The organism is Paenibacillus sp. sgz302191 (genome assembly GCF_057749925.1).
Genome location: NZ_JBYLHY010000011.1, coordinates 108808 through 122847, shown reverse-complemented (window position 1 = coordinate 122847; position 14040 = coordinate 108808). Strand labels below are relative to the sequence as shown.

The window sequence follows — 14040 nt, the reverse complement described above, 5'->3', positions numbered from 1 at the left end:
ACCCTCCTTCCGTAGAACGCACGCTAGGCGTATATTTCAACTTAAAACAGCCCGTCAAGCTCTTCCTGGCTAAGTCCGGACCATTCGAAATCGGCGGCGGCGAGCACATACGACTTGTTATCGGCGCAATGGCGGATGAGCCCGTGCAGCTCTTCCTCCCACGTTTGCAGGAAACGGTCCGCCGTCTCCGGCTTAAATTTATTTCGGCTGTAAACGGCGGTCATATGCAGACGGCCCGCATATACATACAGGTTCAAGTCCAGCAGACAGTTCAGTTCGTTATCCGGCGAAATATCCGCACCGTACGACTCATCAGTCAGCAAGCAGCATTCGGCTTTCAAGCCCGAGTCCAGATCGCCCAAAAAGTTGAAGCGGATCAACGGACGCTCGTCCACCGGATCGATGGCGCCCATCAGGTAAGCCAGCGCCCCGTAGCCGGTGCCGCTTTGCGGAATGCGCCTTATCGCTGCTTTCGTCGCGATAATATGTTCGGCGGCATTTTGCTGCGGGTGCGGCAGCTTGGCCGGGAACAACGACGTGAACCAGCCGACCGTTCCTGCTGCATTCAAACTTTCGGACACGGCTTCCCTGCCGTGGCTTTCCAGCATAACGGGCAGCTGACTGCCGCCATAAAGCTTGTGTACCGCCGACGTCATCGCCGCCAGCAGCAATTCAAGCGGCCTTGTCCGGTACGCATCGTTCGAGGCGTCCATCAATGCCAGCGTTGCCCCGCGGTCCAGCACCCGCTCCGCTTTGCCGCAGTGCTTGTACGAATCCGGACCGGCATCGAAATCGGGGCGGACCGGGGATTCGTTGAACGATATTTCGCGAATCCAGTAGGCCAGCTCGTCATACGCATCGTCGAGCGCCGCATGCAATGTTTCGGCCCATTCCCAATAGGCGGCCGCCGGCTGCCGGGCAGCCTGAAATGCGCCGGACAGCCGCTGATCCAACTCATCGATCAAAATTCTCCAGGACACTCCGTCCGTCACGAGATGGTGAGCGGTCAACAGCAGCCGAATTTCTTCATTCGGCAAAAGAACGAGCGCGGCTTTGAACGGCAAATCGCGCTCCAAGTCCAGCTGCGCTTTCCAGCCGTCCGCCCACCTGTTCAGCTCCGCCTTCGCCTCAGCCTCGGGCAATGCGGTCAAATCCCGGACCTCCAGGCGAAATGCAGGTCCGGGCTCCCGATCGGTCCGGTATGCCAAGCCCGGCCCGTCTTTGCCTGCCGTCAGCGCCAGCGAGAAAACGTCTCTGGCGTGCAGCATACCCGCAAGGGCGTTCTCCAGTGCGGTCCGATCCGTATCTTTGCGCAATTTCAGCACAACGCTCTGGTGCCAGTGCTGCGGATGCGGGTGGTTTTTCGACCAAAACCACGCCATAATCGGGGTCGGCTTGAGCGGCCCGGCCGGAAATCGCCGCTCTTCGCGGGCTTCGTTGTACCGGGCAAAGCGGACGGCATCGCAGAGTAGCGGATTTCCCAGCAAATCCTTCACTTTGATCGCAATGCCCGCCTCGTGCAGCTTGGCGGCGATTTGAATCGCTTTGATGGAATCGCCGCCAACCCGAAAAAAGTTGTCCGTGAGGCCGATCCCCTCATCCGCCAATACCGTGCGGACGATGCTCAGTACCGCTTTGTGCAGATCGTTATCCGGCTGCGCGCTGCTGCCGTCTGCACTCGGCGCCGGAGGCTCCGGCAGCAGCTTGCGGTCGATTTTTCCATGCGCGGACATCGGCAAAGAGTCGCAAAATACGAATCGGCCCGGAATCATGTAGGCCGGCACGATCGAGCCGAGATGCTGCTTCAGCTCGTCTTCTTCAACCGGCTTGGTGGCAACGATGTAAGCGCACAAGTAAAGGCCCCCTGCCGCATCCTGCCTTGCTATAGCGGCCGCCTCCCTGACCGAGCTGTGCGTCAGCAGCCCGTATTCGATCTCACCGGGCTCGATCCGGTAGCCGCGAATTTTGACCTGCTGATCTATCCGGCCCAAATAGAGCAAATTGCCGTCAGGCAGCCATTTGGCCAAGTCGCCTGTCCGATAAACGCGCTCTCCTCCGGCCGGCAAGCGCACGAATTTGGAAACGGTCAGCGCCTCGTCGCCGACATACGCTTTGGCAAGCCCGATCCCCCCGATGCACAGTTCGCCCGCCGCTCCTCTCGGAACAAGCTCCAGCTCCTCGTCCAGTACGTACATCCTCACATTGTCGATCGGCTTGCCGATAGGGACGGACAATCCGCTCCAGTCGTGCGGACAATCGAAAGACGTCACGTCAATCGCCGCTTCCGTCGGCCCGTACAGGTTGTGCAGCTGTGCCTGAAAAGGGCCTGCCGGCAAGACGGCGTAAAACCTCCTGGCATAATCGGACGGCAGCGCCTCCCCGCTCGCGAATACGTGCCTGACGGAACGCAAATCATCCGGCGGAACGACTCCCTTTTCCAATGATGTCAAAAAAGCGCTCAACATCGAAGGAACAAAATGAACGGCCGTTACGCCGGCCGTGCGGATGCATGCCGCGATCGCGGTAGGATCTTTCTCTTCTCCGTGAGGCAGCACGCACACTTCCGCTCCGGCGGCGCTCCACCACAGCAGCTCCCACACCGATACGTCGAATGTGAGCGGCGTTTTGTGCAGCACCACGTCGCCGGGGGCAATCGGGTACTGCCGCTGCATCCACATGATCCGGTTGATCAATGCCGCATGCTCCACCATGACCCCTTTCGGCTGTCCCGTCGAACCCGAAGTAAAAATGACGTAAGCCGGACTTGCCGCATTCGGCAGGCAGGGCGGATCGTTATCGGGCATTTGTCCGAAATCCGCGTCCTGAACCGACAAAATGTGCGGATGCAAGCCATTCAGCCGCTCCTGCTGCCGCTCATCGGTCAAAAGAAGCGCTGCGCCGCATTTGTCCAGCATGAGCTTCATCCGTTCCTGCGGATACGCCGGATCGAGCGGCATGTAGGCGGCACCCGCCTTCAAAATCCCCAGCGCGGCCATGACGGCGTTAGCCGAGCGCTCCATGCACAATCCGACGGTCTCTCCGGCACGCACACCGGCCTTTCTCAATCCCCAGGCGATCCGGTTCACCGCCTTGTTCAGCTCGCCGTATGACATCCGCCGATTTTCAAATCTGAGCGCCGGAAGCTCCGGGCTCGTGCGGGCGCGCTCTTCCAGCCCCGCTTGAATCATCGTCCGGGGACCGTTGTCCTTGGCCGCGCCTGCCCCATGATTCAGCAGCCACTGCCGTTCATCGTCGCCGATCCACTCCAGCCGTTCGACCGGCATGTCCGATTCGGAGCACATCGCCGTGATGATCCGCTTCAAGTGCGTAACCATGTCCGCAATATCGCTGTCCTCATAATCGTCCGTATTGTACTCGATATCGAGCCGAATGGAATCGTTGCCGCCCCAATCTTTAATGAGCAGGTGAAGGCCGTAGGTCTGATATCCGGGAAAGAAATCGATATTCCGGACGGGCATGCCGCCGTACTCCTGCACCAAAGAGGCGTTGCTGTAATTGACGCACACATCAAATAGCGTATCGCTTCCGTAACGGTGAAGTTCCAGGTCCCGCACCAAAAAATTGTACGGGTATTTCTGGTGCGCAAACCCCGCCTTCAATTCGCGTCCGACTTTGATCGCGGTATCTTTCGCCGTTTGACCGGCGTCGAAGCGTATCCGCAAAGGCATCAAACCAGCGAACATGCCGAAGATTTGGCGCTCCTTCCTGCCGGAGCGGTTCAGCACGGGCACGCCGATGACGATATCGCTCTGACGCCGCCATTTGCGCAAATAAATGGCCGTCAGCGCCGTAAAAAACACGTTCTCCGTCAGGCCGTTGTCGGCTGCCCACTGTCTGATCGCGCGCGTCGTCTCCGGTTCCAACAGCACGGTGCTTCTGCGGGCGTGGCGGGTTAACGCGCTTTCACGCTGCGGTTCAGGCAACTCACTGAACTTGTCCAGCCAATACGCTCGGCTTTTGCGGCAGCGCTCCGATTCCAGATAGCTGCGCTCTTCCTCTGCGGCCAGCAAATACGAAGGGGCTTTCGTCAAATCCGGCTCGCCCCCGGACTGCAGCTTTTCGTAGCCATCCAGCACATCTTCCGTAATGATCTTCATGGACCACCCATCGGCAATCGCGTGATGAAACTTCAAAAAATAGCCCGCTTCACGCTCCGAAATCTTCAGGATAACGAATTCGAAAAGCCGGGCGTCGTACAGCCGGAAAGGCGTCTCGGCCTGCTTTTGCAACCATGCGGCAAATGCCTGTTCAGGATCGGCTTCCCCGCTGAAATCCACATGCTCCAGCTTGTCCGGGCAGCTCCCGGATACGGTTTGACGCACGACTCCGTCCTCCATGGACAAACGCAGCCGCAAACCGTCATGCCTCGGAACGACGGACAATATAGCGCGCTCCAGCAAATCCGTGCGGATGCCCGATTGAAAAAGCACCGCCCCTCCGATATTGTAGATGGGACTTTGCGGGAACGTCTCCTCGATAAACCAAATCCGTTGTTGGGCTTGCAGCAGTTCAAACATCGGATTTTCCTGCGACATGATTTCCCTCCTTCGACCGGTGAATATAGAGATTGCAGGCAAACACATGCAGGTTCGGACAAATGGGCAGCGTCATGCTTACCAACCGTTTATCGAATTTAAGCGGAACAGCTTGCACATACAGCTTTTTCCCGGCTAGAACGTGCGGCTTGTCCCCTTCGTACCAGACAGTTTTCCCGCTCCATACGATCTGTTCGCCGTAAACCGGTTGATCGGCATTCCAGTCGGTGAGAGCCAAAGCGGCTTGCCCGTCCGTTCCATCTTCATAGACGAGGGTAACTGTATCCTTATAGTTCCCCCACTCGGCACAGCCGACCAATGCCAGATGGGTGTACCAGTCGGCCTGGACCGGAATGGACTGCCCGAGGCAGATCACATTGTCGCCGTTTCCGCGCACAGGTTCGTTGATTGCAAATGGACGGCACCTTTCGTCGTTCCATGGCGGCGGATCGCCCCCATCCTCCAGCAAAAAATGCTCGCCGCCGTCCATGCAAGTAAGCGTGGCGCCCGAGTGCAGCCCGCCAAAGCCCGTATTGTTGAAAAATGCGGCCAAATCGATCCGCACGGCAGGCAGCTCCAAGCTTCCTTCCGGCAAACGGCCAACCGCCTCAGTACCGCCATCATGGGAGATGCCGGATGCAGCCGGCCAAGTCTGCCCGCTTGACGTTTGATGAAGAAACCGTTCGGCCGCCTTGCGCTCCAGTTCCGCTGTCCGATGCAGCTTATCAATGGCTTTCTCCAAAAGTCCGGCGGAGGACGGCACGCTCAAATAATGATGTTTGAGCAGCATATTTCTCAGCACGATCCATTCGCTTACCGACTCGGACAATTGCGCAGTAAGCTCCTTGAACCGCGAATCGCTATAACGTTCGCCGATATACGATGCCGCCGCTTGAAAACAGTACCGCCCCCGCTCGGCGTGAATGATGTTCCAAATGATGGGGCTTACCCAAACGGTCTCCCCCGCTGCGGGCGCCACTTCCCGTCTCATGTCAAAACGCGGGTCTTCCAGCGCATCCGCAAACCGGTGAATGCTGTCAAATACGCTTAAGCCTTCCTCCGGCCACAGCTTCCTGCGCAGCCTGTCCGCCCACTGCGCCACGTCAACCTCTTCGACGTTCGAGTGAAACCGGAATACGCCGCAGCTTCCGTTGCTGCCTTGCAAGAAATCCGTTACAGGCAGCTCCTCCCTCCCCTGGCTGCCGAACGTATCGATGCAAATAAGGGTGTTTTTTTCCCGGTTTATCCCTGTAAGGAGCACATAATGTTCGCGATGGCTGAATTGGTAGCCGCCAAGCCAGGGAGTCCAGTAATGATCCAGGTAAATGATAGTGGGCAATCCCCTTTGCCAGCTTTCTTCCGCATGCTTAAGCACGGACTCCGCCCCAATGCCATTGTAAGTGCGCAGTTCAATGCCGTGATACCTGTCGAGCTCGTCTAAAGCGGTTTCAAACTGCGCCTCAAAACGATCGCCGATCATATACGCTTCCACACCGGCCGAGGGATTAAAGCTGCCTCCCCATGATTGCGAAAACATCAAGTCGCTCGGCCTGTTCCAATGCCCGGCAACAGTCGCGATCAAATCCTGCAAACAAGTGCGTTTTCCGTCATGCAGAGGCTTCATCTCGATTTCCATGCGAAAAATCCCTCCGGAAACAATATGTGGTTGTGTTCGAAATTACCAAAATGTAAGCGGTTAACAAATTTGAAAAGGCAAGTTTGGATAAAAAGAAGTGAAATGCGCCCGACTGGCAGACGCGATAGTGAGGTTGAAAGTGAAGACGTCATCGTCAGTTAGTTACATGAATATGGAAATTATATCATATATAGACACGGCGAAAATACATTCAATATTGGCGATTTTTTAACCCTAAAATTAGCGATCCGCATTCCTTAAATCCAAATAAAGGAATTTTGTCTTCATTGTAGAAACGTTTAAGAACGATTGAAAGAGGAGGATTGTGGCATGAACAGCTTCCGCCCTTATGATGACGACGACGTCGCGCAGTTCGTAAAAACAGCGATCCGCCCCGCAGCGCAAATTTGCGACCGCGAGGAAAGAATGCCCGCAGAGACGATTCGCGCCCTGGCTGCGTACGGTTTCCTAAGCGCAACATTTCCGAGACGGTACGGCGGATTGGAGTGGAATCCGCTTGAATACGGGCAATTGACCGAGCATATCGGCAAAGCGTGCTGCTCGGCGCGGACTTTGCTGACGATCCAGACGTCGCTCGTCGGAGAAAGCTTGCTGCGCTGGGGAACCGAGCGGCAAAAAGATCAATGGCTGCCCGGCATCGCATCGGGCGCCTGCCTTGGCGCATTCGCCTTGTCGGAGCCCGATGCAGGCACGAATCCGACGGAGCTGACGACGTCCTATCGGCTCGACGGAGCAAACTATATTCTTTCCGGCACGAAGAAATGGATTTCGTTCGGGGACATCGCCGATTTTTTTATCGTCATCGCCAAAGGCGATGTCGGGCAGTTGTCGGCATTTATCGTGGAACGCCATCAGAGCGAAGGGCTGCGCACCTCGCCCATCCATGGCATGATCGGCTCGCGGGGAACCCATCTGGCCCAAATCGAGCTGCGCGACGTGGCGGTGCCGAAAGAAAATATGCTCGCCAAAGAAGGCGGGGGCTTCAGCTACGTCGTTAACACAGCGCTCGATCACGGCCGCTACAGCGTAGCTTGGGGAGCGCTCGCGATCGCCCAGGAAGCGCTTGATCTCATGGCTTCCTACGCCAAGAGCCGCCGGCAATTGGGGGATGAGCTCGGTCAAATTCCGGCGGTGAAGGCGATGATCGGCGAAGCAGTGGCGAAGGTGCACGCCGCGCGCGCCCTCTGTTTGAGAGCCGGCGAGCTCAGGAACAGCCGGCATGACGACGCCATGATGGAGACGACGATCGCCAAATATGTGGCCTCGAAGACGGCCGTCCAAGTGACTTCGGAAGCGGTGCAGGCGCTCGGAGCCAACGGATGCCGGAACGATTTCCCGGCAGAACGGCTCATGCGGGAGGCGAAAATAATGGAAATCATCGAAGGCACTTCCCAAGTGCTGCAATCGCTGATCGGCGATTACGGCATGAACGTCTACGGCACGCAGCACCATGACGCGCACGCAGGCCAGCTTTTAGGAAGCTGACCGGCCCATCATTTAGGTTCGTCCGCTCGGCGACAGACAGGAATGGCGATGCTCGGCACATACGGGCCGGCGTGCCCGAGGTGCATGCGGGCCGGCGTGCCCGAGGTGCATGCGGGCCGGCGTGCCCGAGGTGCATGCGGGCCGGCGTGCCCGAGGTGCATGCGGGCCGGCGCGCCCCAGGTGCATGCGGGCTGCGCCGGGCGGATGCTGGAACTGGTTGCCATGAGACGGCCTATTGCAGTCCTTTTTGCGCATTCTATTTAGTTTTTCGCATACAAATGTCATCTTTACCGCTGGTAAGCACGATTCTGTTCGATTTTTCATACTTATTTTTCGATTTTACGAAATCAGTCAAATTTCTGTATGAAATTTCGAGCAGATTTCCACAATTCGCAAGTGGTAGCAGCCGCCAGACCGGCTCCCCTGAACCCCCCCAGTCGAGCTGGGGGGATTTCGCATGCCGCAAGGGAGCTTCCCGGCCGGACTGCCGGCCGTTCAGGGGGCGTCGTGATCAATGAACACCCTTGTTGTTATCCGCGTCTGCCCCGGTTATCCCGTCCGCTGCCGACGTTGTCGCGGGAGGCGTGGGATTCTGCTTGCTTACCAGGAAAGTTACCGTTTTGGTATTGTTCGTGCGGTCCATTTCCGCGAATCGCCCGATATCGTTAATATGGACGCTTAACTGGTAGGTCGCCTCCCCGTTTGGCACTTCCCAATACCCGTTTTCGCCGCCCGCGTTCGTATACAGCGTCACGCTTTCCCCTACGCCGATCGATTGGCTGTACGTGTCCGTATATCCGAACGAGCCGCCGTTCAGGCCGAATACGGCTCCGGTTATTTTGCCGTCTGGCGTCGGGAGAATGCCGACGTTTTTCACCGTCACGTAAAAGCGGACACCCTTTTGTCCGGCATAGGGCTGGGCCGGGTCCGTGCCGAGGTCCGTTACGATAAGATCCGGGCCCGGCGTATAGGGCTGACGCTCCAAGCTCAAAAATTCGAACGACCGGTGGATGATTTTGCCGTTTTTAGCGACGACTTTAACGATATGGTTTTCCATCGGGAGCCCCGTTTTTTCGAAAACAACTTTTTGCGCGCCTTGCGTGTTCGCCGTTTTCAAATTCACCGTCCCTTGCAGGACGTCGTCGATGTACACGTCAGCTTCGCCTAAAGCGGACTCGATGTCGGAATACCAGCGGATTCCCGTACCTTTAAAGCCCATCGCTGCGTAATCGCCGGACGTCGACGTCTCGTGAAGATCCGCTCCGTTGGCGCCGGTTCCGAAGGTCGGTGAAGAATAGTACATATTCGCGCTTTTATGGGCGATATTCGTCCAAAGCGCTTTCGGGGTTTCATCCACAGTGCCTTCTTTCAGCTCGAACCAATCGAAAAATGCAAAAACGTTATCGCTGCTCTTGGCAATGGACAGCACCAGGTTGCTCGTATCCGCCGGCATGGTGACGTTATATTCGACTGTGGTATAAACGTTCGGCTCCGTTCCCGGCAAATCCAGGACCCGATTCAACTGGTTGTCGATAACGAGGTTCACCTTTTTGTTCGCCGCCGCACTATATTTCATTTTCAGGATATAATTGGTGTTGGCTTTGACCGGCGCCTTCAACACGTTCAACCGTCCTTGCGTAAAGTACATGCCAACGAATGTGCCATGGTTGGTCACTCCCTCCAGCTCCGTTTGCTCCGCTTCAACATGCAAGGCCCCCGCCGAAGTTGTCGTATAAGGGGATGCAGGCAAGGTCAGCGAAGAAATAGCCGCCGGGTCGCTCGGCTCAGACTCGTTGCCCGAATCGTCATAAGCGATCAGCGTGTAATAGTGTGCGCTTTCCGGTCTTACGTCATTATGCGAATAACGGGTTACGGCTTTCGGCAGTTTAGCCAGGAGCGCTCCGTTATCGTACAGCTTATATCCGGCAACTGCTTTATTGTCGATAGAAGGCTGCCAGGTCAGCTTGATCTGCTTGTAGGAAACGGCCCGCGCTTCCAGGCCGGGTTTGCTCGGCGCCACGTGCTCCGACGGGGTCAACATATACTGCACCGCTTCTCCCGGCCGGAGCGTTTCCGATAATTGCGCGCCTGAGGCGCCGTTCACGACAACAAAACTGCGCGCATCCGCATATTTGTTCCCTGCGCCAAAACGCTCCCCCGCATACTCGACGCTGTCCGGCATCGTGATATAGACGTTCATCGTCACCGGCACCGTTTCAAAATTAACAAAATTGAGCAAAATCTTATCGGACTTTGCGCCGGTATTGCTGGTTTCGATAGCAGAGGTGTCTACCGCGCGAAAGTATGCTTTTTTCCCGGCCAGCTCGCTCTGATTCGCATACACGTAAGGCAGCGGTTTGCCGTGGGTGCCGTAGGCGAGCGCCAGCCGGCGGAATACGTTCAGACGCGTTTCATCCGGGTCGCTCGGATGGATCCACGCCTCCGCATCGTCGGCGGATTTCATCTCGATATCCTCTTTCAGCAAGCTGTACTCCCTGAAGTAAGCCGCATGCTGCATGACGTAGTCAAGGTAGCCGATCGTACTGCGCATTTCGCGGTCAAAAATGGCGGCAAAGCGGTGATCGAACGTATCGTAGCGGTTATTGTCGGTATGAAAATCGTTGGCTCCCGTCTCGGTCATCATCATCGGCTTCGCCACGCCGTCGCCCTGATATTCGGGGTACGTCTTGAGCGTCTCGACCAAAGCGCCTCCGTCGCCGCCGGCAATACCGGTCATGGTATAGCTGTGGCCATTCGTCATATCGGTATAGTCTTCGATCTGCCTGCGGTAAGCGGGATCGCGCTCCCATCCGTCGGGGGTTCCTTTGGACGGCCAGTACGCCCAGCCCGGTGCAACCGCTTTCAACCAAGGGTTAAGCAAAGCCTTCTGTTCTTTCACATACTTGGCGAGCGCCAAATCGGCGGCGAAAGCGTTGTCAAAAACGCCGGGTTCGTTGTCCAGCTCGATATATTCGAACAGGTCCCCGTTTTCCTCGATTAGCTTTTTATAGTAATCTTTCAGCTTTTCCGGGACGACCCCCGACGCAAGCTCGGCATCCTTGATATAACTTCCGAACGGCAAAAGCACCGGCGCCATATTCAAATCGCGCAGCACAGTCAGCCATTCCCGCGAAAATTGGCCCGCACGGATCACATTGCCGCTGTAAGCGAGTCCCAGCCATTTCACCACTTCCGCCGTCTGCAGGTCGCGGTCTTTCAGCACATGGGACACAAGCGCCGTTCCCATACGGGTGTACCGCCCGTGAATCGGCTCGCTGGCCGGGGCTCCCAACGCCTCAAGCTTGGCATAGTCCCATTCGAACCAGTGGAAATCGTCTCCGCCTGCACCCGCATACAAGCCTCTGTCCAAAGACAGCTTCAGCTCGTTAGGCCCGGCCTTCAGCATTTCCTTCGGAATATAAAGCTCGTAAGTCTCTTTAAATTTTTTGGACGTATTTCCGCCGTTCAAGCCGACAATCTGGATCAAACCGGCCATCGTTCCGTTGGAAAATACAGCCAATTGCGGCACGGATACGTAAGCATCCAGGCTGCGGAAGCTGAACTGCACGCCGTAGTCCGGAACCGCGGCCAAATTGTACGAAATCACCATCGTACCGTTTTTGCCGAGATGGAGCCCTTTGGACACCGAACTCCAGTCCGTGCGGGCGGCCCAGTCGGCCGGAACGGTTACAGATTCCACCGGCGTCTGCTTATAATCGGTAAATTCCGCCGACTTCCCGTCGTCGAGGCCGATTCTCCAAAGCGGCGTATAGGTCTGCGGAGGCTGTTCCGTTCTAACCATTGTGAACAAAGCAGTCGAACGCAAAATGTTTCCGGCAGGCTGCGTCAAAATTTCTTTCAACCGGACTTGAATTTGCCCGGCCGTATAGTTTGCATTGTCCAGCTGGATGGGATTTGCCGCAGCGGTTTGCCAGTGATACCCGCGGTCCGTGCTGTATTCGTACGCGGCCGTATCTTCATAGCCGGGAACCGGAGTCCACCCGAACGTATTCGCGGCATCGTTCTCTACGGGATTCGTCGGTGCGGCAGGCAGTACATAAGGAGCCAAATAAGCGCCCGGTATGACCTGCCGGGCAATTCCCGGCCCCTGCCAGGCGACGGCCAGATTGTCATTCGAAGCGTTTTCCTTGTGAAGCGCCTCCATGTAATACCTTTTTCCACCCATCAGTGTGATGAGCACCGATTTCTGGGTGGGAGCCTTTTCCCATTCCCGAGGATTGGTGTAAACCGTATTGTAGGCTATTTTCTCTTTATGGGCAGGCTCGCCGTCAGGGCTAAGCCACAGCTCGGAACTGTCGTCCGCCGCAATCCAGAACGTATAGCCTCCGCTGACCGGCGGGGTCAGGAACCCGTAAATTTTGGAGCCGTAATAATCGCCGGTATTGCTTGGCGCCTCGAAGTTCGGCAATATCCGCGAACTCGTCGGCGGCGTGTTTAAAGGGATCTGTTCCACTTTGCCGCCGGGGACGTTGTTCCAGTAATCTTGGGTAATGCCGCTTGCCGCCGCATGCGCATGATGCTCCGACTCCGGAAACAGCGGAAGCAGGGGGGCGATAATCGAGAACAGGAGAACGGAAATAAGGAGTTTACACTTTTGCAGAGATCTCATACGATCTCCTCCTTCGTTCTATTTCAGTTCTTTTTGAGACTGTTCGGCGAACTTGTAAAGGTCATCAATGCTGAACGAATTGGATTTGTTGGTCTCATACCATTTGGCGTAGTAATCGTCGACCTGTTTGCCGTCTGCTTTTTCCCAAACCGCTTTGGCATCTTTAACGGCCTGCTCCGCGCTGTAGCCGGCGCCGCCTACCAGAGCTTTCAGCCAAATATCGCCTTTATCGATGTTGTTCGATTTGCTCGTGCTTTTGACGATAGCCTGCAGATCATCGGGCAGAACCGGCAGGAAATCGTAGCCGAGCGATGGAATCGGCCGTTCTTTGTTGATATAAATTTCTTTGGATTTCAGGTTGATATCGAGCAGTTCTTTCTGAGTCGGCACTTCAGGGCGCAGGTTCACCAAATACACTTCCGCGCATTTGCCGAGCAGCAGGTCGGACCTCATCATATTCAGATCGTCCGTGTACAGCTCTTTTTTGTTTTTTTCCGTATCGATCGGCTGCGGACATCCGTTTGATCCTTTTTGCGTATGCGTGCCTTCGATGCCGTTTTTCAGCAAGCTCGCGTTTTTCGGATCGACCATCCAGTCGATATACTGCATAATCGCTTTCGGGTCCTTCGCTTTCGCATTGACAACGCCGACCATTTGCACCGGGGTGCTGATAATCGGGCTGAACTGGCCGAACTGGCTCTTCGGCAGCGCAATCGGAATGACTTTGGCATTCGGATTGTTTTTCTTCAAAGTTTCATAATTCGATATCGTAAACCATGCGCTGTCGATGGCAAAAATCCCAAGCTTGCCGTTCATAAAATCTTGAATGCCTTTTTGCCCGTTTTTATCCGTCAAAAAATCTTTATCTACCAGACCGTCGTCAAACAGACGCTTCTGGAATTCCACCGACGCTTGAAGCCGCTCCCAATCATGCGCCATTTTATCGTTTTGCACAGCCCAATCGATCGAACGGCCGAACATGTGGCTGATGACCGAAAAGCCGACTCCGCTCAAGTTGATGCCGAACGTATCCTTTTTGCCGTTGCCGTCCGGGTCGTCGTTCACGAACGCTTTTGCGACTTTGTACAGCTCTTCGGTCGTTGTCGGCACCTGCAGGTTCAGCTTCTGCAGCCAGTCCTCGCGGATTAACAGGCGATGATGCGGAGCGACGACATTCAAGCGCCCGATTTCATACAATTTGCCGTCTTCCTTCGTTCCTATTTTGCGCAGCAGCGGGTACTTCTCCAAAATTTGCTTATAAGTCGTGCTGTAATTGTCGACCATGTCATCGATCGGCATCAGCAGCTTTTGCGAATACCAACTGTTCCTGTAGTTGGCGTCGTACTCCAGAATCAAGTCCGGCGCGGTCCCGGAAGCGAGCAATGCGTTAAACTTCGGAAACGATTCCCAGCGGGGCACGGGCGTGTATTTGACATCGGCAGGACCGTTCTTGTTGATCCATTCCACCCAGCGGTTGTTCTCCCAATTCCCTTCCTCCGGAGGAATGTTGCCCCGGTCATATACCGAAACGCTGATCGCTCCCCTTTTGCCGGCCTCCGACGCCTTGGAAGCATTCGAACTTGACGTGCCGGCGCCTGACTTCTCGGCCGAGCAGCCCGCCAACGCGGCGGTACAGGCCAACGTGAGCACTAACGCATTGCGGTGACTCTTATTTGCGGTAAACACGGTCATCCCCCTCCCCTCAAGCAGTT

Annotated in this window: 5 protein-coding genes; 1 reads left to right on the top strand and 4 read right to left on the bottom strand. The window is 56.0% G+C overall.

The features are described 5' to 3' along the window. Positions 1-41: 41 nt before the first annotated feature. Together AC3G2T_RS17530 and AC3G2T_RS17525 are read right to left on the bottom strand one after the other, a co-directional pair. Positions 42-4556 (bottom strand): amino acid adenylation domain-containing protein, encoded by a 4515-nt coding sequence (locus tag AC3G2T_RS17530; RefSeq protein WP_488436346.1) that lies wholly within the window; start codon positions 4554-4556, stop codon positions 42-44. Continuing rightward, positions 4531-6192: a hypothetical protein gene (locus AC3G2T_RS17525; RefSeq protein WP_488436345.1), complete on the bottom strand. Its 1662-nt coding sequence runs from the start codon at positions 6190-6192 to the stop codon at positions 4531-4533. The genes AC3G2T_RS17530 and AC3G2T_RS17525 overlap by 26 nt, the downstream gene beginning before the upstream one ends. A 330-nt stretch (positions 6193-6522) precedes the next feature. Here AC3G2T_RS17525 and AC3G2T_RS17520 point away from each other — a divergent pair, with 330 nt between their 5' ends. Further along, complete coding sequence (locus AC3G2T_RS17520; protein ID WP_488436344.1) at positions 6523-7698, top strand: acyl-CoA dehydrogenase family protein; 1176 nt, start codon at positions 6523-6525, stop codon at positions 7696-7698. A gap of 511 nt (positions 7699-8209) precedes the next feature. On the opposite strand, the gene AC3G2T_RS17515 is transcribed toward AC3G2T_RS17520, so the two are convergent. Beyond that, positions 8210-12328 carry a PA14 domain-containing protein gene (locus tag AC3G2T_RS17515; protein WP_488436343.1) on the bottom strand — a complete coding sequence of 1373 codons (4119 nt, stop codon included), beginning with the start codon at positions 12326-12328 and terminating at the stop codon, positions 8210-8212. Positions 12329-12346: 18 nt separating this feature from the next. Beyond that, on the bottom strand, positions 12347-14014 hold the full coding sequence (locus AC3G2T_RS17510) for an extracellular solute-binding protein (RefSeq protein WP_488436342.1): 1668 nt from the start codon (positions 14012-14014) through the stop codon (positions 12347-12349). Between the last annotated feature and the right edge of the window lie 26 nt (positions 14015-14040).

What these genes read in the sequence shown, in the direction of transcription:
- AC3G2T_RS17525 (WP_488436345.1), bottom strand. Translation starts at nt 6,192, where the DNA reads ATGGAAATCGAGATGAAGCCTCTGCATGACGGAAAACGCACTTGTTTG.
- AC3G2T_RS17515 (WP_488436343.1), bottom strand. Translation starts at nt 12,328, where the DNA reads ATGAGATCTCTGCAAAAGTGTAAACTCCTTATTTCCGTTCTCCTGTTC.
- AC3G2T_RS17530 (WP_488436346.1), bottom strand. Translation starts at nt 4,556, where the DNA reads ATGTCGCAGGAAAATCCGATGTTTGAACTGCTGCAAGCCCAACAACGG.
- AC3G2T_RS17520 (WP_488436344.1), top strand. Translation starts at nt 6,523, where the DNA reads ATGAACAGCTTCCGCCCTTATGATGACGACGACGTCGCGCAGTTCGTA.